Raw genomic sequence first — 25,065 nt, 5'->3', positions numbered from 1 at the left:
ATCTCTTTACTGTCAGTTATATGCTAGTGAAACCTGTTGATGGCCCAAAAGAGAAGATAACCCCTCAATTAGTTCATCCGTTGGAGTAACTCGCCAATCAGTCCCTAACTGGTAAGTCCCTTGTTCATGTTCACCGATATAGTGAATTGTAACCGGACATGTTCCATTGCGATAGGGGTCAACCTGTTCAATAAAGCTTTGCCAAAAAGACTCATTAGTCTGTTGTTTTTGTAAAACTAAATCCAAACGGTTTGCCCAACGCTCACGCGCTTGGCTAATATCCATTACTTCGCGAGCTGTCATTTTAAGACCTCCGGAGAAATCGTCAAAACTAACCTGCCCCTGGACCACTAAAATCCGATCTTTTTCAATTAAATCTTGATACTGTTCAAACGCTTCAGAAAACAGCATAACATCCAAACGACCACTTCTGTCATCAAGCTGCAGAATCCCCATTTTGGAACCCCGCTTAGTTATCATGACCCGGGTGGAAATAACCAATCCAGCAGCTATTGTTGTGACATCGCGGCTGGTCGGTCTAAGCTCTGCCAATCGTCCTGAAACGAATTTTTTCAATTCTGGTATATAATGGTTAATGGGGTGTCCCGTGAGATACAATCCCAGCGTTTCTTTTTCTCCCTCTAACCATATTTTGTCACTCCAACGAGCAACATCTACAAACTGTGGGCGACTCACGTCAGCTTCGAGCATCAACTCGCCAAACAGATCGCTCTGACCAAAAGACTGTGCACTTGCTTGCTGACTCGCCGCTTTAATTGCGACCTCTAAAGTGGCCAATAAAGCAGCACGATGAGGTCCGAGCTTATCCATTGCGCCGGCAAGGATCAACTTTTCCATCACTCTTTTGTTAATTTTTTTCAGATCAACTCTGCAACAGAAATCAAACAAATCACGAAATGGTCCATCTGCTCGAGCTTGAATTATTGTTTCGATTGGCCCTTCACCCACACCTTTTATGGCTCCAATACCATAAACGATCTGGTTTTCATCATTCACCGAGAAACGATAGACGCCACTATTTACATCGGGTGGAATAATTGTTAAACCAAGGTTAGAACATTCATCAACCAACGTCACAATTTTATCAGTATTATCCATATCCGCAGACATCACGGCAGCCATAAAAAATGCTGGGTAGTGGACTTTCATCCACAGCGTTTGGTAGGAAACTAATGCATAGGCAGCCGAATGAGATTTGTTAAAACCGTAACCGGCAAATTTTTCAACTAAGTCGAAAATTCTCATGGCCAATTCGCCATCCACACCGTTATCAATCGCACCTTTTTCAAAAACAGCACGCTGTTTAGCCATCTCTTCGGCTTTCTTTTTACCCATTGCTCGACGCAACAAGTCAGCCCCACCCAACGTATAACCGGCAAGCACCTGGGCTATCTGCATCACTTGTTCCTGATACAAGATAATCCCATAGGTTGGATCTAATATGGGTTTCAGGCTTTCATGCTGCCACGTCGAATCAGGATAAGAGACCTCTTCACGACCATGCTTACGTTCAATGAAGTTATCAACCATCCCTGATTGCAAAGGTCCAGGACGAAACAAAGCTACCAAAGCAATCATATCTTCAAAACAGTCTGGTTGGAGACGCTTAATCAAGTCCTTCATTCCGCGAGATTCAAGCTGGAAGACGGCAGTGGTTTTATAGGCTTTTAATACTTCAAACGATTTATGATCGTCGAGCGGAATAGACGAAATATCAATAGGGTCTTTACCATGCTTAAGCAATTTTTCATTGGCCATATCCACAGCCCACTGAATAATTGTTAAGGTACGCAGCCCCAAAAAGTCAAACTTCACAAGACCAGCATATTCCACGTCACTCTTATCAAATTGAGTGACTGGATGATGCCCTTCTTCATCACAATAAAGCGGTGCAAAATCGGTAATTGTAGTCGGTGAAATCACCACTCCACCGGCATGTTTACCCGCATTACGAACTACACCTTCAAGGATCCGAGCCATATCAATCAGCTCTTTAACCTCTTCATCTTGTTCGTAAATCTCACCCAAACGAGGCTCAGCATCAAATGCTTTAGCCAATGTCATCCCCGGATCAGGAGGAATAAGTTTGGAAATTCGGTCAACAAACCCATAAGGATGACCTAACACGCGCCCCACATCGCGTACCACGGCTTTCGCTGCCATAGTCCCGAAGGTAATAATCTGCGATACAGCATCATGGCCGTATAGATCCCCTACATGTTCAATCACTTCATCACGACGATCCATACAAAAATCGACGTCGAAATCAGGCATTGAGACACGCTCTGGATTCAAAAACCGTTCAAACAGCAAATCAAATGCCAGTGGATCTAAGTCGGTAATTTTAAGTGAATAGGCAACTAGAGAGCCAGCACCAGAGCCGCGGCCAGGACCAACCGGAATTTGATGATCCTTACTCCACTGAATGAATTCCATCACAATAAGAAAATAGCCGGGAAAGCCCATTTGCAAGATAACATCTAACTCACGCTGCAAACGCGCATCATATTTAGCGCGTTTTTCGGCTCGAACTTTCTCATCCGGAAATAAAAACTTGAGTCGCTCCTCTAGTCCTTTCCAGGCCTTTGCGGTGAAATACGAATCAATTTCTTGCCCTCCAGTTGGGAATTCAGGCAAGAAATAAGTCCCAAGTCGAATGGTAACGTTACAGCGTTTAGCAATAGCAACTGTGTTTTCCAGTGCTTCTGGAATATCAGCAAACAGTTCACACATTTGTTCTTCTGTGCGTAAAAACTGCTCACGACTGTAATTCTTCGGCCGATGACGATCCGCAAGAGTATACCCATCATGAATCGCTACCCTAATTTCGTGGGCTTCAAATTCTTCCTCTTGCAAAAACATCACTTCATTGGTTGCAACCACTGGAAACTGATATTCATTGGCAAGCTCAACGGCCATATGCAAATAAGTTTCTTCATCAGGTCGGTGAGTTCTAATCAACTCAATATAGAAGTGATTGGTAAAATATTGACGGTAAAAGTCGGCAATTTCTTCGACCATAGCCCGGTTGCCTTTAAGCAAAGCCCGACCAATATCACCCTCTCGTCCCCCAGAAAGAATGATAATCCCCTCTTGATGTTCAATCAGCCAATCACGCTCAATCACCGGACGCCCCTGCAAATGACCGCGCAGATAAGCCTTGGAGATCAACTGAGTAATATTCTGATACCCTGTGTTATCCTTAGCCAAAATCACTAAGCGACTTAATTCATCGCCCAGAGGCTCACTGTGTACCCAAAAATCAGCACCAATAATGGGTTTTATCCCTTTATTGTGAGCCTCGCCATAAAATTTAACGACACCACAAAAATTAGTCTGATCGGTCAGAGCCATCGCAGGCATCTGCTGTTGGGCAACGGCACCAACGATGGGCTTCACTTTTTTAAGCCCATCGACCATCGAATAGTCACTATGAATTCTTAAATGAATAAACCGTGGTTCAGCATGCATGGTGACGCTCCTCAATCATTCCAATAATGCGGGCAACAGGCTTAAAGCTACGCCGATATTGAGCAATTGGGCCATATTTCTCTAACAGTTCTAAATGAGCTTTAGTCGGATACCCTTTGTGTTTAGCAAACTGATATTGCGGATACAAAGCATCCAGCTCAACCATCTCTTGGTCTCGCGTCACTTTAGCCAAAATAGATGCAGCGCTAATCTCGGCGACTAACCCATCCCCTTTAACGACAGCTAGACTGGCACAAGGAAATTTCGGCGTTCGATTGCCATCAACCAGCACAAAGTCAGGTGGTAATGATAAACCTGACACGGCTCGTTGCATCGCGAGCATTGTCGCATGCAAAATATTTAATTCATCAATCTCCTGCGGACTCGCTCGGCCAATCGCAAAAGCCAGCGCCCTTTCTTTAATTTGTATCGCCAGAGATAAACGTTTCTTCTCAGATAATTTTTTCGAATCATTCAGCCCTGATATAGGCTTGGCCGGGTCCAAAATAACAGCAGCAGTCACCACATCACCCACAAGCGGCCCACGTCCTACCTCATCAACACCAGCAACACATTGAAAGCCTTCCGGATAGATAAATGTCATGATTCAATTACTCGCTTAATAGCCATTGCCGCTTTGTAATCCGCCTGACAACGAATTTGTTCATGTAACTGCCGAAATCGAGCTTGCAAGGCGCTCTGATCATCGATTAATAAAGGAAGTAAAGCTGCGCTGAGCACATCAGCATTACAGTCATCTTGGATGCACTCTTTGACCAATGGCTCTCCCGCCAGCAGATTTGGTAAAGAAATATAATCGGTTTTTACTAGCCGTTTGGCAATCCAGTAAGAGAATGGTTTTAATTTATAGCCCACAACCATCGGACGATTCACCAACATGGCTTCTAACGCAGCCGTTCCTGATGCCAATAAAATAGCATCACTTGCCGCCATAGCTTGGCGCGCATTCCCGTCAATAATATGCACGGGAAGACTGACCGGATGTGATTGCAACAATGATTCAAACTGTGCACGGCGAGCAGAACTCACCATCGGTACGATAACTTCTAAAGCGTCAATTTTAGTACTAAGGTTTTGGACAGCCTGAAGAAATGGCACACTAAGCAATTCAATTTCAGCCTTACGACTACCGGGCAAAATAGCTAATAAAGGCCCTTGAGGATGAATCCCTAAAGCTTGACGAGCAGGCGCTTTGGCTATATCGAGATCAATTGCATCCGCCATCGTGTGTCCCACAAACTCACAAGGAACATCAAAGCGCTCATAAAAGGCTTTTTCAAAAGGTAAAAAGGCCAACAACAAATCACATGCGCGTTTGATTTTAAATACACGTTTTTGTTTCCACGCCCAAACGGAGGGACTCACATAATGGACAGTTTTAATACCTTCGGCATGGAGTCTATCTTCCACCCTCAGGTTAAAATCAGGTGCATCGATGCCAATAAAAACATCAGGTTTAAGTGCTTTTAGTCGTTTAATTAATTGCCGGCGAACCTTTAGAATACGAGGTAATTTTTCTAAAACCTCGACGATTCCCATCACTGCCAGCTCATCCATTTCAAAAAATGCTTCACAGCCAAGTGCTTGCATTTTAGGGCCCGCAATACCGCAAAAATGAGCATCAGGATAAATATTTTTAAGCTCTTTAATTAATCCAGCACCTAAAATATCGCCGGAGACTTCTCCGGCGACAAGGGCAATAGTTAAAGAACGCGAAACGGGTTTAACCATTACCGAATAATACCCCGACCATGATTACTTAAGAAATCGACGAATAATTTCACTTCAGGAAATTCATCGCTCATAGTCTGCATCTGCTCAATGGCTTGTTCAACCGTATAACCTTCGCGGTATAAGATCTTATAAGCGCGGCGCAAAGCTCTAATCGCTTCATTGCTGAAACCACGGCGTCGCAGCCCTTCGCTGTTGATTGTCACTGGGCGCGCATAGTTACCAACTGCCATCACATAAGGCGGTACATCGCGGTTCAGCGCTGCACATCCACCAATAAACGCATGTGCCCCAACTTTGCCAAACTGGTGAATTGCAGCTAATCCACCAAAAATTACATAATCACCAATCGTTACATGACCGGCTAATGTCGCATTATTGGCAAAAATGCAGTTATCACCAATGATGCAGTCATGAGCAACATGAGCATTAATCATAAATAAGTTATGACTGCCTACTTTAGTAAGAGCATTATCTTGAATGGTCCCACGATGCATCGTCACACTTTCTCGGATAGTATTGTCATCCCCAATAACTAATTCAGTATCTTCACCTCGGTATTTAAGGTCCTGACAGGCTTCACCGATAGAAGCAAACTGATAAATGCGATTGTTCCGGCCGATGGTTGTGCGGCCTTTTATGACCACATGCGAGCCAATCCAGCTATTTTCTCCAATGGTTACATCACCTTCAACCACACTATAGGCACCTATCTGTACACCGGATTTCACAGTGACATCGCTACCAATGAGGGCTGTAGGGTGAATCATTGCAGTTGAATCGATCATTTATACTCTCTTCGGGCACACATAATGTCTGCAGCGCACACAAGTTCATCATCAACTTTGGCCACAGCTTTGAATTTACCTACCCCACGCATATCACGCAGATACTCAACTTCAAAATGAATGACATCACCAGGACCAACAGGCCGTTTAAAACGCGCTTTATCAATCCCTGCAAAATAATAAAGCTCATTTTCACGAGGTTTGCCAGCTGATTTAAACGCTAAAATTCCCGTAACCTGTGCCATTGCTTCTAATAATAGCACGCCAGGGAAAACTGGACGATCAGGGAAGTGCCCCTGAAAGAAAGGCTCGTTAAACGTGACATTTTTGATGGCATGCATTGACTTGCCTACTTCAAAATCAAGAACACGATCAACTAATAAAAATGGGTAACGGTGCGGCAACAATTCTAAAATATCGTGAATTTCTAACCGATTAAGTTCCTGAGTCAAAATCTTATTTCCTGTTTTTACTTGTTTTTTACTTGTTGTTATCGGCGTCAAGCTTAGCGAGTTTATGTTCTAATTCGCGTATACGTTTATGCATCTGATCGATTTGCATAACCCTAGCCGCTGTTTTACGCCACTCTTTATTTGTCTGGGCTGGAATTCCCGAAGAGTAAACGCCCGGTTTATCGATGGGACGCATCACCATGGACATACCAGAGATGTGAACCTGATCGCAGATCTCCATATGACCATTAAAGACACTAGCACCACCAATAATGCAATATTTACCAACTTTCAGACTACCGGCCATTGTCGTACAACCGGCGATTGCGGTATTTTCGCCGATCTCAACGTTATGAGCAATCTGGCATAAGTTATCAATAATCACGCCATCATGAATCACTGTGTCTTCTAGTGCTCCACGGTCAATACAAGTGGATGCTCCTATCTCTACCCGATCACCTAAAATAACCCGACCAATTTGTGGAATTTTAATCCACTTTCCTCGATCATTTGCATAACCAAAGCCATCGGAACCAATAACCGCACTAGACTGAATCAAGCAATGGCAACCAATTTTAACATCATGGTATACACTCACATTCGCCCAGAGTTTAGTTCCCGCACCAATCTGAGTATTTTGTCCGACAAAACAACTCGCGCCAATTTGTACGTCATCGCCAAGCACGACACCGGCTTCGATGACGGCGTTAGCACCGATACTGACGTTTTGCCCCATAGTAACATCAGGACTAACGACGGCTGATGGATGAATACAATCCGCACTTTTAGGTGTGCTATCCATATGCTGAGCTAATCGGGCATAAGCCAGATATGGATCATCGACAACAATGACTGCCCCTTTAGCGTACTGTGCATTCTGCTCGGTTAATAAAATAACACCAGCCTGACAATCAGCTAATAGATGCTGATAGCGATTGTCATTAAGAAATGTCACATCACTTGGACCTGCTTTGGATAATGGGGCAATTTGTTCGATTTCAGCTTCTGTTGGTCCTTGAAGCTGCCCTTCAACCCATTGCGCTATCTGCTCTAAAGTTACAGTCATTGTTCCTACTCTTTATTTTTCTAGTTTTCTTTACTTACTGCATCAATTACCGCTTTGGAAATATCCATATCCGGTTTTGAGAATGCAGTTGCATCCACTGGGATTACTAAATCCAGATGTTTGCTTTTAGCAATTTTAGCTACGGCAGCCTGGATTTTTTTAATCAATTTACTCTGCGCTTTTTCACCGGCTTCACGACGGTCATCCTGATAATTTTTACGCTTCAACTGAAATTGAGATTGCAACTCAGCTAATTTGCGTTGAAGTTTAGTCTGCTCATCAGCACTCATCAGGCCTTTATTTTTTTGCTGCTTCTGATAGAGCGACTTCATTTGGCTTTCTAAGCCTTGCAATTCCTTAATCCGCCCCGCAAATTCGTTTTGCAATTTCTTCATTGCGGCTTCTCTTTGCGGCAAGTTTTGGAAAACTTCATGCATATTAATTGTCGCAATTTTTGTATCTGCCATAGCAGCCGTCGCTGGAGCCATTAATGAAACAGCTAACAGAGCACTTAGAACGATTTTCTTCACTGGGAACTCCTATCAATTACTTAAAACGTTTGACCTAAATTAAATGAGAAAAACTCGGTATCATCACCTGGATATTTTTTAACTGGTTTAGCCAGCGAGAAGACCACTGGTCCAATCGGCGACCACCATTGTACAGAAATCCCAGCTGCAGCACGAATTCGTCCTGGATTTGTATAATCAGCGATTTCACCACAATCTTTCACACATTGGCGCATTGCTTGAGATGTGTCATATTCTGTATCCCATACCGAACCAAAATCCAAAAATGCAGTGGTTCGAATTTGGTCGGCATAAGATTCACTTAAAAATGGAGTTGGGAATATCAGCTCTACGCTCCCCGTCGCCATTCCGTTCCCGCCAATTGCCCCCCCAGGAACATACTCTGTATTGCCGTTATTATCATTAGCATAGATCGCTCTGGGCCCAATTGTATTGGATGAAAAACCTCGAACCGATCCCCAACCACCAGCATAGAAATTTTCGAAAAACGGTAAGATCTGATCACCACCATTTACTGTGCCATAACCATTACCATACCCGACTTTCCCATAGGTTTTCAGTACCCAATGGTGATTATCTGTTAATGGAAAATAATTACTTGAATCAATGCTCGTTTTAAAATACTGGGTATCAGAACCCGGCACTGATATCTCAAACGAGAATTGCTGTTTTGAACCATCGGTTGGAAACTTACCGTAATCTAGCGTATTGCGGGTCCAGCCCAAATCGAGCGTGACATTTTTAAAGTCCAGTGAATTATTGGTACCACTCACATTAGATTTATAAATCCGCCAGAACTGTCGAACCTGTTCATACGGGTCAGCCTGAGAAATTTTATTAATCTCGCCCCCGAGGCCAATTGATAGGCGATTATTTTCATTAACTGGAAAACCGAGAGTGCCTTTCAGTCCAATTGATTTATTGGTGTAACTGACCAAGTTGGCTTTTGATGCATCAAAGTCTTTGTAATAGAGCCGTTCACCTAAACTTACACCGTCTTTTGTAAAATAAGGGTTAGTATGCGATAAGCTAAGCTCTTTTGAATAGGTGTTACGAGAGGCTTTAATTGCCACGTAATCACCTGTACCCATAAAGTTCTTCTGGCTGATCCCAGCATTTATGCTGATTTTAGAGGTAGTACCATAGCCAATCCCAGCGGTAATTGACCCGGTAGACTGTTCTTTAACAGCTACACCAACGTCCACCTCATTCGGACTTCCCGATACTCGAGTCGTATTACTATCAACAGATTTAAACAAACCGAGTCGATTGAGCCTTTTTTTCGACTGTTCAATATTACGATTGGATAACCAAGTACTTTCCATTTGGCGCATTTCGCGGCGAATCACATTATCACTGGTGACGGTGTTGCCAGTGATATTAATATGACGAACATAGACACGCCTACCTGGGTCAACATTGACATGCAATGTGACTTGTTTATCTTTGTCATCAAATTCGGGATACACCTGAATTTGTGGGTAAGCATATCCAAATCGGCCCAAATATTTTTCTAACGTATCCTGCATCTGCGAAATATCAGAGCCGTTATAAGTAGCACCAGGCTGAATGGGAATTAATTTTTCCATTTGTGCTTTTTTACCCAGCAAATCGCCGTCAAGAGCTACTTTCTTAATTTTATAAACTCCTCCCTCATGAACATTCACGGTAATATAAACCTGATGTCGGTTAGGAGTCAGCGCAACCTGAGTGGATGTAATTTTAAAACGAGCATAACCACGGTCAAAATAGAAATTTTTAATTGTTTCTAAATCGCCCGCAAGTTTTTGTTTTTGGTATTTCTGATCACCCATCAAATCCCACCAAGGAACGTAATCAGTCAGTTGCATCTGATCTAGAAGTTTTTGATTTGAAAAGTGTTTATTACCCACAAAGTTAATCTGTTGGATCTTCGCCGACAACCCCTCTTGAAAGGCAAATTTAAGGTCAACACGATTCCGTGGCAATGTTGTAACAATTGCTTTGACCCTAGCATTATATTTACCAACTGAGTAATAGAAGTCTTCTAAACCTTTTTCAATGTTGGTCAGATTCGTTCTGTCCAACGGCTCACCAACTTTAATTCCTTGAGCAGATAAGCTCTTTTTGAGTTTATCTGTTTTTACATCGTGATTACCGGAGAATTCAAGGCTGGCAATGACCGGGCGCTCTTTTACTTTATATATAAGAGCATCATGATCCCGGTAAACAGAAACATCCTGAAAATCACCACTACGGTAAAGTTGTTTAAGACTGTCACTAATATCATCGCGAGTTACTTCATCTCCGACCCGCAGAGGAAGCTGTAATAATGCAGCCCCAAGCGAAACTCGCTGTAACCCCTCAACATGAATACTACTAACTTTAAACTCACCAGATTGGGCAGCTAAACTCATCCCTGACCATAAAGCGGCCAATGCTGCTGCAAGAAACTTCTTTTTATACATAGAGAAGAAAGAGGTCCTAATTATAAGCGCATTAAATCATTAAAAAGAGCAAACATCATAACAACCACTAAAACGGATGTACCGATCCGCATCCCAACTTCAAGCACTCGTTCGGATACAGGACGACGCGTTACCGCCTCAATAGCGAAGAATAATAGATGTCCACCATCTAAAACCGGTAAAGGTACCAAATTTAGGATACCTAAGTTAACACTAACTAAAGCTAGAAATCCAAGAAAATAAGCCAACCCATAATGTGCTGACTGTCCAGCCCCGCGGGCAATCGAAATTGGACCACTTAAATTCTGTACAGATACTTTTCCTGTTACCAGCTTGACAAGCATATCAATCGTAATTCGCGTTGTCTGCCAAGTACGCTCAACACCTTTATACAATGACTCTAGCGGTCCGTATTGAATAGTGATCAAGTAATCACTCGGATACGGCTCAACCTTTGGTGCCACTCCCATAAATCCAAATGTCTGGCCATTCGCATGTCGTTTTTCTGGCACCACATTCAAATGCAACATTTGACCTTGGCGTTCAATACTCAAAGGCATCGACTGTCCTGCGTGATGACGAACCATTGTCGTAAATTGCTCCCAAGTATTAAGCTTTTGTCCACCCGCAGATAAAAGTTGATCCCCTTGTTGCAGTCCCGCATTAGCAGCCGGGCTCTTAGGAACGACTTTTGCGACTTGCAAAGAAATTTTGGGAAGATATTGCACAACACCGATATCATTAAGCGGATTGTGTTCAGAATTGCTACCAATGCGCCAAGAAGATAAGTCAAGATGATGATCTTCAATACCATCCGTGTCAGAGTTAACGCGAACAGTAACATTATCTTCGCCAACATGGGAAATAAGCGACAACATCAGATTGTGCCAATCTTGCACTGGGTGGCCATCAACCGCTAACACTTGTTGACCGGCTTTAAGCCCTGATTTTGCAGCTAGGCTATCCGCAGGGATATTCCCCAATACGGGTTTTACTCCGGGGATACCGATCATCAGCATAACCCAGAAGGCCACAATCGCTAAAAGGAAATTAGCCAGTGGCCCTGCGGCAACGATTGCAGCTCGAGCAGCCAAAGACTGATTGTTAAAAGCCTGGGAACGCAACTGCTCAGGTACAGGCTCCACCCGCTCATCAAGCATTTTGACGTAGCCACCTAGCGGAATTAAAGCCAAGATATATTCGGTTCCATCCTGGCCAATACGTGACCAAATTGTTTTCCCAAATCCTATCGAAAAGCGCTCAACTTTCACACCGCATCGCCGAGCCACCCAAAAATGGCCGAACTCGTGGATTGCCACTAACAAACCTAACGCGACAATGAAGAAAAACGCATTCCAGATAAAACTTTGCATTAGCACCTATTCCGCACATATTGAACGGCAACTTGGCGAATTTGCCCATCCAGAGCAAGCAAATCATCAAGTTCCAACTGCCGATTTTGCTCATCAAGCTGAGCCAGACAAGATTCGACGACCCCAGCTATATCAGTAAACTTAATTTGACCCTTTAAAAAAGCCTGAACAGCGACTTCGTTAGCCGCATTGAGAGCGGTCGTCGCGAACTGGCTTTGATAACAAGCATCTATCGCTAACTTCAAACAAGGATATCGCTGATAGTCTGGAGCAGCAAAAGTCAATTCTTTGAGTGCTAAAAAGTCCAGAGGTTCCACACCAGAAGAAATTCTTTGTGGATAAGCCATTGCGCAAGCGATGGGCGTTGCCATATCCGGCTCGCCCAACTGAGCTAAAACGGAACCATCACAATATTGAATCATCGAATGAATCACCGACTGCGGATGAATAATCACTTCAAGCTCACAGCGAGCTGCGTGATAAAGTCGTTTAGCTTCAATATACTCAAGACCTTTATTCATCATCGTTGCTGAATCAACTGAAATTTTCGCTCCCATTGACCAGTTTGGATGGTGAATAGCTTGAGCCACACTCACATCTTCTAACTTATCCAAAGCCAACGTACGAAAAGGCCCACCAGAGCCAGTCAATAGCAATTTAGAAACACCATTGGCTCTTAAATCGCAAAATCCTAAATTAGTTTGCACCTGTTTAGGTAAACACTGGAACATAGCATTATGTTCACTATCAACTGGTAATATTTTTGCACCACTTTGCTTGGCTTCTTGCATCAACAACAAGCCTGTCATCACTAATGCTTCTTTATTAGCCAATAATACAGTCTTACCCGATCTTACCGCTGCGAGGGTTGGCCGAAGTCCAGCACCTCCGACAATAGCAGCCATCACTATATCTGCATCTGGATCACTGGCAGCTTGAATCAGTGCTTCAGAGGAATCTAAAACATCACACACCCCATTAACCTGATGCTTTAATTCACGCGCAGCAGACAAATCAGACATCACCACATAACGGGGTTTAAATTCATCAATAAGCTCGGCCATACGGGCACTGTTACGATGACCTGTTAAACAATGGATCTGATATAAAGACGGATTTTCTCTGACAACTTTCAAAGTGCTACGACCAATTGAACCAGTAGCACCCAAAATAACTAGACGACGGGCATTCATAAAGCGACCCACAATAGATAACAAAATGTAAAGACTGGCAAAGCAGCTGTCAGGCTATCGATTCGATCCAAAATACCGCCATGACCTGGTAAAATTGAACCACTATCTTTAATGTTAGCCTCTCGTTTTAACATGCTCTCAAATAGATCACCTAGTACAGAGACCAGAGCAGTCAGTACTGATGTACCGAAGAAAACCCAACCATTAATATCCGGGTTAACAATGGTTAACACCAGCAAACAGATCACCATCGCAGCAATAAGGCCCCCGGCGAGCCCTTCAATGGTCTTATTCGGACTCACTTTCTGGGCTAATTTAATACGGCCAAAGCGACGCCCTGCAAAATAAGCACCGGTATCAGCAGCCCAAACTAAGGCCATCACATACACAACCCATAAAGCACCAATCCAAGAATGCTGCGTGTTGGTATTCCTTAAAATCAACATTGACCATCCAAACGGGATTAATGCGAGTAATCCAGCGCAGCATTTGAGTAACGGTTTAGTTGACCAATATTGAGCACTATCAGGATAACGCAGCACCAATAATAGAGCTAATAACCAAAAAATAACGGCAATAAAAAATAGTGCGATTAAACCACTATTATCAGCAACACGCTGCCAAGAAAATACTGAAAAACTAGCGAACCAGAAAAAGGCTAAAGTAACAGTAATACCAGTGCGAGTAAGAGCAGAGCGACTCACTAGCCCTGACCATTCATAACTGGCAATTAAAACGATAGCCGATAAAAGAACGGCTAGTCCCTTTATAGGAAGGAAAAAAATACAAATAATTGCAATTGGCGCCAGCAAGAGCGCTGTGATAATCCGCTGCCTTAACAAATTAATCCTCTATTCATAGGTTACTCTGCACTAATCAAATGCTGAATTTGTTCGCTCGTACAACCGAATCGACGCTCACGTTGCACGTAAGAGGCTAGCGCATCGCTAAACGCTTGTTCATCAAAATCAGGCCATAATGTTTCAGTAAAATATAATTCGGCATACGCCAACTGCCAAATCAGAAAATTGCTAATCCGATGCTCGCCACCGGTGCGGATCATCAGATCAACATCACCAACGCTATTTTGAATAAACGACTGCTGAAGCAATGTTTCATTCATATCACTAGGTTGCAATTCACCACAACTTACCCTTTCTGCAAGGCTGCGCATCTGTTCGGTGATATCCCAGCGGCCACCATAATTGGCAGCTATATTTAATGTTAGTCCATTATTTTGAGCGGTGTTCGCTTCCACTGCGGCCATCTTTTTTTGTAATGCTAAAGAAAACTCACTACGCCCACCGATGATTCGCAACCGAACATTATTCTTATTAAGATTTTTACTTTCACGCTGAAGCACATTCATAAATAGCTTCATCAAATTATTGACTTCGTCAAGCGGTCGACGCCAATTTTCACTGCTAAAAGCAAATAAAGTGAGTTGTTCAATCCCTAAAATTGATGCACTTCTTACTATTTTACGAACAGTCTTGGCACCTTCATTGTGCCCGGAAACTCTTAGCTTTCCTCGCCGCTTAGCCCAGCGCCCATTACCATCCATAATTATCGCAACATGGCGAGGGAAAGCTCCCGAAACATGGTCAGCTGACTCGCTAGCGCTCATATAGTTGTACCCCATAAATAAAAACGCCGCGCGCGATGGCGCGGCTTTAAGCACGGAAAATCAAATTTCCATTAACTCTTTTTCTTTACCTTCTAGGAGTTTATCAACTTTACTTACAAACTCATCAGTAAACTTCTGAATCTCATCTTGTCCCTGACGATCTTCATCTTCGCTGATCTCTTTATCTTTAAGCAATGCTTTAATTGAACTATTTGCATCACGGCGAATATTACGAATTGCAACTTTACCCTGCTCTGCTTCAGCACGCACTAATTTAATCAGGTCTTTGCGACGCTCTTCTGTTAATGGTGGCAAAGGAATGCGAATAACAGCGCCCGCAGAGGACGGATTGAGCCCCAGATTAGAGGTCATAATTGCTTTTTCAACTGCCTGTATCGCCGAACGATCATAAACAGTCACAGTCAGCGTACGAGAATCTTCAGTCCCAACATTAGCCAGTTGGTTCAGTGGTGTTTCACTGCCATAATAAGAAACAGTAATACTATCCAACAGGCTTGGGTGCGCACGACCAGTACGGATCTTAGCCATTTGGCTACGCAAAGCATCGATACTTTTTTCCATGCGCTCACGCGCATCTTGTTTAATGTCTTTAATCACGTTATTTGTCCTCGCCAAGCGAATCGGCCATTTTATGAATAACTGTACCTTCGTTTTGTCCCATGACAACACGCTTCAGGGCCCCCGGTTTATTCATATTGAATACCCGGATTGGTAATCCATGATCTCTCGCTAAAGTGAAAGCTGCAAGGTCCATAACCTTCAATTCTTGATCGAGAACCTGAGCATATGAAAGTTCTGAGTATAAATTAGCATCTGGATTTTGAGCCGGATCACTATCATATACGCCATCCACTTTGGTTCCCTTAAGAACCGCATCTGCTTCAATCTCAATCCCGCGAAGACACGCAGCTGAGTCGGTGGTGAAGAAAGGGTTTCCCGTACCCGCACAGAAAATAACGACTTTCCCACCTTTAAGATTGCTAATTGCATCAGACCAGTTATAGGAATCACAAACACCAGTCAGCTCAATTGCTGACATCAACCGCGCATTAACATAAGCTCGATCGAGGGCATCACGCATTGCCAGACCATTCATCACAGTCGCTAGCATCCCCATATGGTCACCCACAACGCGATTCATCCCTGATTTGGCTAAACCTTCACCACGAAATAAGTTACCACCACCGATCACGAGTCCGACTTGGACACCTAACTCTACAAGCTCTTTTATTTCTAGTGCCATACGGCCTAGAACTGAAGGGTCAATACCAAAGCCTTCACTGCCCATCAGAGCTTCACCAGAAAGTTTTAACAAAATTCGCCGATATGCGGGTTTGGGGTTGATACTCATCGCTTATGTATCTCTTTAATCATGGGGGACATAGAAAAGGTTGTAGCAGTCTAGCTGCTACAACCATCGATAGCAGAAATTTTACTTTTTAGCAGCAGCCATCTGAGCGGCAACTTCAGCAGCAAAATCTTCTTCTTGTTTTTCGATACCTTCACCAACTTCCAGGCGAACAAATGTTTCAACATCTGCACCTTTCGATTTGAGCAACTGTGCGACGCTCATTGAAGGATCTTTTACAAAATCCTGACCAGTTAAGCTGATTTCGCCAGTGAATTTTTTCATCCGGCCAGCAACCATTTTTTCTGCAATTTCAGCAGGTTTACCGCTGTTCATTGCAATATCAATTTGAATTGCTTTTTCTTTTTCAACAACTTCAGCAGGTACATCGTCTGGTTTAACGAACTGTGGGCTGGCTGCCGCAACGTGCATCGCCAAGTCTTTAGCCAGTTCTTCATCACCACCTTTAAGCACCGTGATAACCCCAATGCGGCCACCGTGAACATAGGCTCCAAGGTTGTCACCTTCAACGCTAACAACACGACGAACTGTCATATTTTCGCCGATTTTAGCAACCAAGTTAGCACGAGTAACTTCTACAGTTTCACCACTAGCTAATGTTGTTTCAAGCAGCGTAGCAACATCGTTCAGTTTAGCATCATGTGCCACTGTTGCGATTTCTTCGCCCAGGGCCTGGAAACTTTTGTCGCGAGCAACGAAGTCAGTTTCACAGTTAAATTCAACCAGTGTACCGACACCGTTTGCAACTTTTGCAAAAATAGCACCTTCAGCGGCAACTCGACCAGCTTTTTTAGCCGCTTTTGCCTGTCCAGACTTACGCATATTCTCAATCGCAAGTTCGATATCGCCATCAGTTTCAGTCAAGGCTTTCTTACAATCCATCATACCTGCGCCTGTACGTTCGCGCAGTTCTTTTACCAAAGCAGCAGTAATTGCCATTTGTTAAATCCTCTGTCGTTTCGGATAAAACACAGGGGCCTTTGAGGCCCCTGTTAACCAACAAGTTGGGTTTGGTTAATAAGGGATTAAAATTCCTTATTACTCCGCAGTTTCTTCAACGAAACCATCTTCTTCAGCTTGCACAACCAAATCTTCCTGACGACCAGCCAGAATCGAATCAGCAGCAGCTTCCAGGTAAAGTTTAACAGCGCGAATCGCATCATCGTTACCTGGGATGATATGTGTAATACCATCTGGATCTGAGTTGGTATCAACAACTGAAATAACTGGAATGCCCAGGTTATTTGCTTCGCGAACGGCGATGCTTTCATGTTCAGCGTCAATCACGAACAGTGCATCTGGCAAGCCACCCATATCTTTAATACCGCCAAGACTTTTTTCCAGTTTTTCCATTTCACGAGTACGCATCAGCGCCTCTTTTTTAGTCAACTTTTCAAAAGTGCCGTCTTGGCTCTGAGCTTCTAAATCTTTCAGGCGTTTGATTGACTGGCGAACAGTTTTCCAGTTAGTTAACATGCCACCTAACCAGCGGTGGTTAACATAAAACTGATCACAACGGCTCGCAGCTTCTTTTACAGCACCGCTTGCAGCACGTTTTGTACCAACAAACAGAATTTTACCTTTTTTAGAAGCTAAGTTGCTCAAAATATCCATTGCTTCATTGAACAATGGCAATGTTTTTTCCAAGTTAATGATATGAACTTTGTTACGAGCACCAAAGATGAATGGTTTCATTTTTGGGTTCCAATAACGAGTCTGGTGACCGAAATGAACACCTGCCTGCAACATATCGCGCATTGATACTTTTGCCATAATCTATTTTCCTCTATGGGGTTAGGCCTCCACACATCCCCACTGACCGACTACTCATTCAAAGCAGCACCCCGGAGTAGGTCTCGATGTGTGTGTGTTATAAGTTAAAGAACACGTTTATTCAGGGATTTTATGCGCCTTATTATCAAGCCACATTTCCCGGCGCGTTTTATACCATATTCATAGACATTGATAAAGTGCAAATCTTAACGTTAAAGCCCTTTTATCGCCTTTGTTGACTACAACTTAACAAGCGCATCGGGTACACTGCCAAAATTATGTTGACCACGATATGTTAATATCGATTAAAGCAAGCTGAAGTGATACTTAAATCAAATGACAAATTTAATTAAAACTCCCGAACAAATAAACAAAATGCGTATTGCCGGAAAACTGGCTGCAGATGTCTTGGAAATGATAACTCCATATGTAAAAAAAGGGGTCACTACTGAAGAGCTGAATCAACGCTGCCACGACTACATAGTAAATGAACAACAAGCGATCCCTGCGCCGCTTAATTACCATGGATATCCTAAATCAGTTTGTATCTCATTAAATGAGGTCGTCTGCCATGGCATTCCTTCATTTAAAAAGTTGCGTGAAGGCGATATCTTAAATATTGATGTGACTGTGATTAAAGATAACTATCACGGAGACAGCTCCGCAATGTTCATTGTGGGTGAAACTACACCACTAAAACGTAAACTCTGTAAGACGGCGCAAGAAGCACTCTATGCAGCCATAAGATTGGTCCGTCCAGGCGCCACTTTAGGCGATATAGGCGCGGCCTGCCAACAGGTAGCCGAACCACAGGGATATTCTGTCGTTCGTGATTTTTGCGGTCATGGCATCGGCGAAGGGTTTCATGAAGAACCACAGGTACTTCACTATGGGATGCCAGGCTCAGGAATGCCCCTCAAAGCTGGCATGACGTTCACAATTGAACCAATGCTTAATGCCGGAACTTATAAATGTAAAGTTAATAAGAAAGATGGTTGGACAGCAACCACGAAAGATGGTCAACCTTCGGCTCAGTGGGAACACACTTTATTAGTTACTGAAGATGGTGTAGAAGTATTAACATTACGCAGCGATGAAGATTTTCCTCGTGAGATTCACCACAGCTAATCACGGCGGATGTTAAGTATAAGGATAAAGCGGTTATGAATGCTGGCGATGAATTACTCAATATGCAGCTGAGTGAAATCACCATTCCCAACTGTAAACATTACCTCTGCAAACAGTTGGCATGGTTGCAAGATGGGTTTAACAACGACTTTCCAGTGACTGAACTGGTTAAAGCCCGAGCAGCACAGCTTGATAATTTACTCTCTCAAATCTGGCAGCACTTTGAGCTCAATAGTCGCAGCGATCTCAGCCTGATCGCAGTTGGGGGGTATGGCCGGGGGGAACTTCACCCAAAATCGGACATCGATATTCTGATATTAATTCCCACCACATTGGATGCACACACACAACAACAATTATCGGACTTTATTACCTTTCTTTGGGATATCAAACTCGATGTTGGTCAAAGTGTGCGCACTTTAAGTGAATGTCTTAAATTAGGTAAACAAGACATCACCATTGCCACTAACCTAATCGAGTCACGGCTGATTACGGGCAATGAACCACTTTACGAGCAATTAAGTGAGCAGGTTAATAGTGAATTATTTTGGCCTATTGCCGACTTTTTTAGAGCCAAACAGGCCGAACAGCACAATCGCCACAGCCATTACAAAGATTCAGCTTATTCACTTGAACCTGATTTAAAAGCCAACCCTGGTGGACTACGCGATATCCAAACCATAGCTTGGGTGGCAGGCAAACACTTTGGCTCAAGTGAACTTAAAGCACTAGCTGAGCATGGTTTTTTAACCGAATATGAGTATCAGGAACTTGAAGATTGCCGCGATTTTCTCTGGCGGGTTCGCTTTGCCTTGCATCTGCAATTAAACAAAGCAGATAACCGTTTACTCTTTGATCGCCAACTCTCCGTCGCTAAAGCCATGGGTTATGAAGGCAAACGAAACGAACCGGTTGAACAGCTTATGAAGCAGTTTTTCCAAACCGTGCGCCGAGTGAGTGAACTCAATGAAATGCTGCTGCAATTATTCAATGAAGCAATCTTGGGAAATACAGCGATCGATGTTCGTCAACTTAACTGCAACTTCATTTTACGTGGCACTTTAATCGATAGCTGCGATAATCATCTCTTTACTAATCAGCCTGAACAAATCCTCGATATGTTCTTGCTCATTGCTGAGCATGAACAGATCAATGGCATTTACTCTTCGACTCTTCGCCAATTGCGCGAGGCACTTCGTCAGCAAGCTGGTTATTTAGAAGATCATGAATTATGTCGGAAAAAATTCCGAAAACTCATTAAGCATCCGCATATCAGTGGATTAGCAATTACGCTCATGCATCGCTATGGTGTGTTAGCGGCTTATTTTCCTGCTTGGAATCGGATTGTTGGGCAAATGCAGTTCGATTTATTCCATGCTTATCCCGTCGATGAACATACTCACCGCTTAATTAAACATATTCATGATTATCCAAGGCAGGAGTTTCATCAGTCTTTTCCGTTAGCCAGCGAAATATACAGCCGTTTAGAACGACCTGACCTGCTAATATTAGCCGCATTATTTCATGATATTGCTAAGGGACGTCATGGCGATCATAGTGAACTTGGGGCAATTGAAGCAGAGGAGTTTTGTCTTCATCATGGATTTAGTAAATCGTCCTCCCGTACCGTTAGCTGGCTGGTGAAAAATCATCTGGTGATGTCTGTCACCGCACAGCGCCGCGATATATACGATCCGGATGTGATCAGTGAATTCGCCCAGCTGGTCCGTGATAAACGCCATCTTGATATGCTATTTTGTCTAACAGTTGCCGATATTTGCGCCACTAATGATGATGTGTGGAACAGTTGGAAAGGCGCGCTGATGCGTGAGCTCTATCAGGCAACACTTAAAGCACTGCGACGCGGTTTAGAAAACCCAGTCGATCTGCGAGGACTGGTCCGTGATAAACAGCGTAACGCTATGGCTTTATTGCTTGAGAGAGGCTTTTCGAAACAGCAGATTGACTCCATTTGGCGCCGTTTCAGAGTCGATTATTTCCTTCGTCATACGCCTGAACAAATTGCTTGGCATAGCGAGCATCTATGGGGACACAGCAATGATCAACCACTCGTCTTAGTTAGTCGACGTTCCAGTCATGGTGGTACAGAAATATTTCTCTATAATCGTGATATTCCTCATCTATTTGCATCTGTTGCTAACGAGATGGAACAGAAAAATCTCAATATTCACGATGCTCAAATCATGTCCAGCCGTGATGGTTATGTACTAGATACATTCATTGTATTAGAACCCGATGGCACTCCAATTACACCAGAGCGTCAGCATCTGATAAAAGAAAGCCTGATTACGATGCTTCACTTTGGCCGACCCGCAACACTCGAACCTCGGCCTCTTTCACGTCAGATCAAGCAATTCTCGGTATCAACTCATGTTGAGTTTTTACCAACCCGGGGGAACCGAACCCTCATGGAGTTAATGACCCTAGATAGGCCAGGCCTGTTAGCCAGCGTTGGCGCCGTTCTACAAACGCTAAATTACTCCATTCAGGGCTCAAAAATTACCACTATTGGTGAGCGCGCCGAAGATCTTTTCATTATCTCGAAAGAAGATCGCACTCGCTTAAATCAACAAGAACAGCAACAATTAAAAGCGTTGCTTGAGCAACGTTTGGATCAAGAAGTCCGTTCGCAAACACGTTAACCAAACTCTGGAGATTTTGATGAGCAAGACCCTTTTTAGCCTTGGCCTTGGAATCGGTAGTAAAAATAGCCAAAACCAATGGTTAGAAGTATTTTATCCAGCACCATTGGTGCATATAGACACACAAACCATACAGCCTGTTTTAGATGCGGTAGGTTATACTGGCGACAATCAAGTTATTGAGCTCAATAACGACACATTAAAGGCGATTGCTAAAAACGCCCCAAACCGTGAATGGGCTGAATTCGCCGAACAATTTGCCACTCGAAGTGCTCAAAACAAAAGCCCTGTTCTGACTGTGCTGGCAACTGATTCTGCCCCACAAAATACGCCAGAGGGCTATCTAAAACTTCATCTGCTGTCTCATCGTTTAGTTAAACCTCACGGACTCGATTTAACCGGTATTTTTGCTGTTTTACCGAATATTGCCTGGACTAATCAAGGCCCTATCGATCCAGCTGAAGTTGCAGCTTACCAGCTTAAAGCTCGTTTAGCAGGCGAAACCCTCAATATCCGTTCTATCGATAAGTTCCCTAAAATGACCGATTATGTCGTGCCTAAAGGAGTTCGGATTGCCGCCACTTCTCGCGTCCGTTTGGGGGCATATCTGGGCGAAGGAACAACAGTCATGCACGAAGGATTCTGTAACTTTAACGCTGGGACTCTTGGTGTCAGCATGGTCGAAGGGCGAATCTCTTCTGGGGTCACCGTGGGTAATAATTCAGACCTAGGGGGCGGTTGTTCAACCATGGGAACCTTAAGTGGTGGCGGTAAGCAAGTGATCTCTATCGGAGAAAACTGCCTGATTGGTGCCAATGCAGGGACGGGAATTCCTTTAGGCGATCGGTGTACGATTGAATCAGGCCTTTACATTACGGCGGGAACAAAAGTCACATTGATTGATGAGAATAAACAAGCAGCAGGCAGTGCTAAAGCTCGAGAATTAGCAGGCAAGTCAGATTTGCTGTTCCGCCGCAACAGTCAAAGCGGAATGATTGAATGCCTGACCAACAAAAGTGCTATCAGCCTAAATAGTGAATTACATACCCATAATTAATCGTTCATTAGATGACGCGAGTTCAAAAAAGCAGGCATTTATGCCTGCTTTTTTATTATCGACCAAATTTTGTAAAAGCAATTGTGTTCTACCACGCTATTTTTCATAAATATTTGGACATAAACCGATATTTTTTTTGAATTACACTATTATAAACACTCGACCAAAAATGCTTTTGAACCGATAGGGTTCATCCATCGCTGCTATTTGTTAAAGTAAAATTGTGGAGTCTAAGATGTACGAAAATTTAAAATCGATCGGAGTCATCCATCCTGAAAAAATTGAACGATATGCTCTGCGTCAGGAAGCTGCTGCGGATATCCTCAAAATTTACTATCAAAAAGACAAAGGCGATCTATTTGCCAAAAGTGTGAAATTTAAATTCCCTCGCCAGCATAAAATGGTTTTAATCAATGGTGGAACCAGCGAATACCGTGAAGTCTCGGAAATTAGCCCCGAACTCAGATATATCGTTCAGGAACTCGATCAGTTGGCCCAACAAGAGCAGGACGACCAGGTCAGTAAAGAGAAGATCTTAAACGAGTTGCGCCATTTAGAGAAAGTTGTAACCAGCAAAATTGCAGAAATTGAGCAGGCGCTGAACAAGCTCTAAGCAAATCATATAGGTGTTCAGGCGGCTGAACACCTATATTCATAACACTACTAAATCGTTACTTGATAGCGCTGAAAAAGTTCTTGTTGGATTTTCTTCCAACGTTTTGGATAATCCAGCTCTATGACAATATTGTGCTGGCTTAGTGGATGGGTAAATGTCAATTTTTTGGCCAACAGCCAGAGACCTGGCCATCCCTGCGAACGAAAGAGTCGATTATGGCGCCCATCCCCATGGGTTGTATCACCAATGATCGGATGAGAAATATGGTGCATATGACGCCGGATCTGATGGCGACGGCCGGTTCGTGGCGAAATATTTAACCAGCAATAGCGACTCGTAGGATATCGACCAGTTGCCATTGGTAACTCAACAAAACGCTCCGGCCAATATTCGGTCATAGCAACTTTAGGCTCAACTTGTGGATTATCTTCATTTTTAAGAGCATAATCAAGCAGTTGTCGCTCTGGTATAAATCCACGCACAATCGCTTCATAATATTTATTAACCTGACCAGTTGCGAACATCGGCATCATTAATGAAGCCACAAACGAACTACGAGCCAACAATAATATGCCGCTAGTTGGTTTATCTAAGCGATGCACCGGATAGACATAATGGCCAACCTGATCACGCACAATCTGCATAGCAAAACGACTTTTCTCACCATCAATGGGACTTCGGTGAACAAGTAATCCAGCTGGCTTATAAACAGCAATAAAATGTTCATCGGCATAAAGAACAGGTAATTGCTCCGGGATCGGCTCAACTTCGTACTCAAAATCTTCAGCTAAATAGTTCATCTATTTCCTCAAGCAACTGCTCAATTTCAGCCGTAGACTGAGCATAATCTTTAAACACTTCCTGTGCATAAGGAGCAACAGCAACTTTTGATGGCAGGGGTAACTGCTCATCAAGTAACACTTGAAAACGGGGAATAAAAATGAACTGTAACCATTGTTCTAAACTCAGTTTATCCAGCGCAAATGGTTTAGTACTCGATAGTGCTATAATGCTAGGCTGAGAATCCTGCCATAGATCGTTTGCTTTAAGCAGCCCCTCTAGCTTAATCAAATACTGTTGAAGCTGAGTATGAATAGATGCCATTTAAGCCTCTGTGTTTGATGATAACCACGAAAACATTTACCAAATCATTTCGATACGAGCGTCTTATCACACTCTCACTTGTCATGCCATCGACTTCGGTGAGAACGGAATATCTCCCTTAAAAAACGGTTGTCTATCAAATCAAATTGCTGCTCTTGATTTGCCAGATCGCAATCTCTCTCTTGCCGCTGCGACTTGCTCACCATCGCCGATATTAGAGGTGACTATTCATCATCCGGATAGAGGTGGTTCATTTTCGGCCATAATTTATAACTGACTAAGGCCGTAAAACCAGAGCGTTTTCTAACACGATGACGTTATCGGCAAACCTGAAATGGCTTTGACATCACTAAACGTTGGAGAGGTGTCAGAATTATCCGTAAAGTTTAAGTATATTGAGCACCACACTTCAACATGCCAACGTCTCCCTGATTCTTAACCACTAAGTGAATTTCAGACGACAATTGAATCGAAACTGTCTTAGCAAACAGCATCATTGTATGTACGCTTATCAATAATGCTGAGATTAGCGTAACTAATATGTATGAGAGCAAGAAATTAGCCAAGGTTGTTCCAGATATCCATTGCCAATCCCTTCGCGCCAAATCGAAAGG

The 25,065-nt window shown here is 43.3% G+C and carries 22 protein-coding genes; 4 read left to right on the top strand and 18 right to left on the bottom strand.

Going from position 1 to position 25,065, the window contains the following annotated elements; all coding sequences use genetic code 11:
* Positions 1 to 12: 12 nt before the first annotated feature.
* The 16 genes from dnaE to rpsB form a co-directional block, all read right to left on the bottom strand.
* A complete protein-coding gene (gene dnaE / locus EV690_RS14655) occupies positions 13 to 3,492 on the bottom strand; it encodes a DNA polymerase III subunit alpha (RefSeq protein ID WP_131913751.1) in 3,480 nt (1,159 codons plus the stop codon).
* Entirely contained in the window at positions 3,482 to 4,096 is a 615-nt protein-coding gene (rnhB, locus tag EV690_RS14650; protein WP_131913750.1) for a ribonuclease HII, read from the bottom strand. The genes dnaE and rnhB overlap by 11 nt, the downstream gene beginning before the upstream one ends.
* Positions 4,093 to 5,244 (bottom strand): lipid-A-disaccharide synthase, encoded by a 1,152-nt coding sequence (gene lpxB, locus EV690_RS14645; protein ID WP_131913749.1) that lies wholly within the window; start codon positions 5,242 to 5,244, stop codon positions 4,093 to 4,095. Before lpxB ends, rnhB begins: the two co-directional genes overlap by 4 nt.
* Positions 5,244 to 6,032 carry an acyl-ACP--UDP-N-acetylglucosamine O-acyltransferase gene (gene lpxA / locus EV690_RS14640; RefSeq protein ID WP_131913748.1) on the bottom strand — a complete coding sequence of 263 codons (789 nt, stop codon included), beginning with the start codon at positions 6,030 to 6,032 and terminating at the stop codon, positions 5,244 to 5,246. Before lpxA ends, lpxB begins: the two co-directional genes overlap by 1 nt.
* Complete coding sequence (gene fabZ / locus EV690_RS14635) at positions 6,029 to 6,484, bottom strand: 3-hydroxyacyl-ACP dehydratase FabZ (protein ID WP_131913747.1); 456 nt, start codon at positions 6,482 to 6,484, stop codon at positions 6,029 to 6,031. Before fabZ ends, lpxA begins: the two co-directional genes overlap by 4 nt.
* Positions 6,485 to 6,512: 28 nt before the next feature.
* Positions 6,513 to 7,550, bottom strand: coding sequence for a UDP-3-O-(3-hydroxymyristoyl)glucosamine N-acyltransferase (lpxD, locus tag EV690_RS14630; protein ID WP_131913746.1), 1,038 nt, complete (start codon positions 7,548 to 7,550; stop codon positions 6,513 to 6,515).
* 20 nt (positions 7,551 to 7,570) lie between these two features.
* On the bottom strand, positions 7,571 to 8,080 hold the full coding sequence (locus EV690_RS14625) for an OmpH/Skp family outer membrane protein (RefSeq protein ID WP_131913745.1): 510 nt from the start codon (positions 8,078 to 8,080) through the stop codon (positions 7,571 to 7,573).
* 20 nt (positions 8,081 to 8,100) lie between these two features.
* Positions 8,101 to 10,527, bottom strand: a complete 2,427-nt coding sequence (gene bamA / locus EV690_RS14620) for an outer membrane protein assembly factor BamA (protein ID WP_131913744.1) — start codon at positions 10,525 to 10,527, stop codon at positions 8,101 to 8,103.
* A gap of 20 nt (positions 10,528 to 10,547) precedes the next feature.
* Positions 10,548 to 11,900 carry a sigma E protease regulator RseP gene (gene rseP / locus EV690_RS14615; RefSeq protein WP_131913743.1) on the bottom strand — a complete coding sequence of 451 codons (1,353 nt, stop codon included), beginning with the start codon at positions 11,898 to 11,900 and terminating at the stop codon, positions 10,548 to 10,550.
* Positions 11,900 to 13,093: a 1-deoxy-D-xylulose-5-phosphate reductoisomerase gene (gene ispC, locus EV690_RS14610; RefSeq protein WP_131913742.1), complete on the bottom strand. Its 1,194-nt coding sequence runs from the start codon at positions 13,091 to 13,093 to the stop codon at positions 11,900 to 11,902. Before ispC ends, rseP begins: the two co-directional genes overlap by 1 nt.
* Complete coding sequence (locus tag EV690_RS14605; RefSeq protein ID WP_131913741.1) at positions 13,090 to 13,935, bottom strand: phosphatidate cytidylyltransferase; 846 nt, start codon at positions 13,933 to 13,935, stop codon at positions 13,090 to 13,092. The genes ispC and EV690_RS14605 overlap by 4 nt, the downstream gene beginning before the upstream one ends.
* Positions 13,936 to 13,955: 20 nt before the next feature.
* On the bottom strand, positions 13,956 to 14,720 hold the full coding sequence (gene uppS / locus EV690_RS14600; protein WP_131913740.1) for a polyprenyl diphosphate synthase: 765 nt from the start codon (positions 14,718 to 14,720) through the stop codon (positions 13,956 to 13,958).
* Between the two features lie 60 nt (positions 14,721 to 14,780).
* Complete coding sequence (gene frr, locus EV690_RS14595; protein ID WP_131913739.1) at positions 14,781 to 15,338, bottom strand: ribosome recycling factor; 558 nt, start codon at positions 15,336 to 15,338, stop codon at positions 14,781 to 14,783.
* A 1-nt stretch (position 15,339) separates the two neighbouring features.
* Positions 15,340 to 16,092, bottom strand: coding sequence for a UMP kinase (gene pyrH / locus EV690_RS14590; protein ID WP_131913738.1), 753 nt, complete (start codon positions 16,090 to 16,092; stop codon positions 15,340 to 15,342).
* 81 nt (positions 16,093 to 16,173) lie between these two features.
* The gene (gene tsf / locus EV690_RS14585; protein WP_131913737.1) at positions 16,174 to 17,049 is read right to left on the bottom strand and encodes a translation elongation factor Ts; all 876 of its coding nucleotides are present in this window, start codon (positions 17,047 to 17,049) and stop codon (positions 16,174 to 16,176) included.
* Positions 17,050 to 17,148: 99 nt separating this feature from the next.
* Positions 17,149 to 17,883 carry a 30S ribosomal protein S2 gene (gene rpsB / locus EV690_RS14580; RefSeq protein ID WP_131913736.1) on the bottom strand — a complete coding sequence of 245 codons (735 nt, stop codon included), beginning with the start codon at positions 17,881 to 17,883 and terminating at the stop codon, positions 17,149 to 17,151.
* A gap of 336 nt (positions 17,884 to 18,219) precedes the next feature.
* Here rpsB and map point away from each other — a divergent pair, with 336 nt between their 5' ends.
* The 4 genes from map (at position 18,220) to EV690_RS14560 (ending at position 23,344) form a co-directional block, all read left to right on the top strand.
* Positions 18,220 to 19,011, top strand: coding sequence for a type I methionyl aminopeptidase (gene map / locus EV690_RS14575; RefSeq protein ID WP_131913735.1), 792 nt, complete (start codon positions 18,220 to 18,222; stop codon positions 19,009 to 19,011).
* A 35-nt stretch (positions 19,012 to 19,046) separates the two neighbouring features.
* Positions 19,047 to 21,674 (top strand): bifunctional uridylyltransferase/uridylyl-removing protein GlnD, encoded by a 2,628-nt coding sequence (gene glnD / locus EV690_RS14570; RefSeq protein WP_131913734.1) that lies wholly within the window; start codon positions 19,047 to 19,049, stop codon positions 21,672 to 21,674.
* Positions 21,675 to 21,693: 19 nt separating this feature from the next.
* On the top strand, positions 21,694 to 22,731 hold the full coding sequence (gene dapD, locus EV690_RS14565; RefSeq protein ID WP_131913733.1) for a 2,3,4,5-tetrahydropyridine-2,6-dicarboxylate N-succinyltransferase: 1,038 nt from the start codon (positions 21,694 to 21,696) through the stop codon (positions 22,729 to 22,731).
* Positions 22,732 to 22,966: 235 nt separating this feature from the next.
* Entirely contained in the window at positions 22,967 to 23,344 is a 378-nt protein-coding gene (locus tag EV690_RS14560) for a DUF3461 family protein (RefSeq protein ID WP_131913732.1), read from the top strand.
* Positions 23,345 to 23,394: 50 nt separating this feature from the next.
* Here the strand turns inward: EV690_RS14560 and EV690_RS14555 are convergent, their stop codons facing one another.
* Both EV690_RS14555 and EV690_RS14550 read right to left on the bottom strand, forming a co-directional pair.
* A complete protein-coding gene (locus EV690_RS14555; RefSeq protein WP_131913731.1) occupies positions 23,395 to 24,147 on the bottom strand; it encodes a pseudouridine synthase in 753 nt (250 codons plus the stop codon).
* A complete protein-coding gene (locus tag EV690_RS14550) occupies positions 24,131 to 24,451 on the bottom strand; it encodes a YqcC family protein (RefSeq protein ID WP_131913730.1) in 321 nt (106 codons plus the stop codon). The genes EV690_RS14555 and EV690_RS14550 overlap by 17 nt, the downstream gene beginning before the upstream one ends.
* Positions 24,452 to 25,065 lie beyond the last annotated feature (614 nt).

The organism is Celerinatantimonas diazotrophica, from assembly GCF_004339545.1.
GTDB classification, from domain to species: domain Bacteria; phylum Pseudomonadota; class Gammaproteobacteria; order Enterobacterales; family Celerinatantimonadaceae; genus Celerinatantimonas; species Celerinatantimonas diazotrophica.
This window is presented reverse-complemented; position numbering and strand designations above follow the sequence as displayed.

What these genes read in the sequence shown, in the direction of transcription:
- rseP (WP_131913743.1), bottom strand. Translation starts at nt 11,900, where the DNA reads ATGCAAAGTTTTATCTGGAATGCGTTTTTCTTCATTGTCGCGTTAGGT.
- ispC (WP_131913742.1), bottom strand. Translation starts at nt 13,093, where the DNA reads ATGAATGCCCGTCGTCTAGTTATTTTGGGTGCTACTGGTTCAATTGGT.
- uppS (WP_131913740.1), bottom strand. Translation starts at nt 14,720, where the DNA reads ATGAGCGCTAGCGAGTCAGCTGACCATGTTTCGGGAGCTTTCCCTCGC.
- dapD (WP_131913733.1), top strand. Translation starts at nt 21,694, where the DNA reads ATGAGCAAGACCCTTTTTAGCCTTGGCCTTGGAATCGGTAGTAAAAAT.
- dnaE (WP_131913751.1), bottom strand. Translation starts at nt 3,492, where the DNA reads ATGCATGCTGAACCACGGTTTATTCATTTAAGAATTCATAGTGACTAT.
- EV690_RS14550 (WP_131913730.1), bottom strand. Translation starts at nt 24,451, where the DNA reads ATGGCATCTATTCATACTCAGCTTCAACAGTATTTGATTAAGCTAGAG.
- lpxB (WP_131913749.1), bottom strand. Translation starts at nt 5,244, where the DNA reads ATGGTTAAACCCGTTTCGCGTTCTTTAACTATTGCCCTTGTCGCCGGA.
- glnD (WP_131913734.1), top strand. Translation starts at nt 19,047, where the DNA reads ATGAATGCTGGCGATGAATTACTCAATATGCAGCTGAGTGAAATCACC.
- map (WP_131913735.1), top strand. Translation starts at nt 18,220, where the DNA reads ATGACAAATTTAATTAAAACTCCCGAACAAATAAACAAAATGCGTATT.
- pyrH (WP_131913738.1), bottom strand. Translation starts at nt 16,092, where the DNA reads ATGAGTATCAACCCCAAACCCGCATATCGGCGAATTTTGTTAAAACTT.
- EV690_RS14560 (WP_131913732.1), top strand. Translation starts at nt 22,967, where the DNA reads ATGTACGAAAATTTAAAATCGATCGGAGTCATCCATCCTGAAAAAATT.
- lpxA (WP_131913748.1), bottom strand. Translation starts at nt 6,032, where the DNA reads ATGATCGATTCAACTGCAATGATTCACCCTACAGCCCTCATTGGTAGC.
- tsf (WP_131913737.1), bottom strand. Translation starts at nt 17,049, where the DNA reads ATGGCAATTACTGCTGCTTTGGTAAAAGAACTGCGCGAACGTACAGGC.
- lpxD (WP_131913746.1), bottom strand. Translation starts at nt 7,550, where the DNA reads ATGACTGTAACTTTAGAGCAGATAGCGCAATGGGTTGAAGGGCAGCTT.
- rpsB (WP_131913736.1), bottom strand. Translation starts at nt 17,883, where the DNA reads ATGGCAAAAGTATCAATGCGCGATATGTTGCAGGCAGGTGTTCATTTC.
- bamA (WP_131913744.1), bottom strand. Translation starts at nt 10,527, where the DNA reads ATGTATAAAAAGAAGTTTCTTGCAGCAGCATTGGCCGCTTTATGGTCA.
- rnhB (WP_131913750.1), bottom strand. Translation starts at nt 4,096, where the DNA reads ATGACATTTATCTATCCGGAAGGCTTTCAATGTGTTGCTGGTGTTGAT.
- EV690_RS14555 (WP_131913731.1), bottom strand. Translation starts at nt 24,147, where the DNA reads ATGAACTATTTAGCTGAAGATTTTGAGTACGAAGTTGAGCCGATCCCG.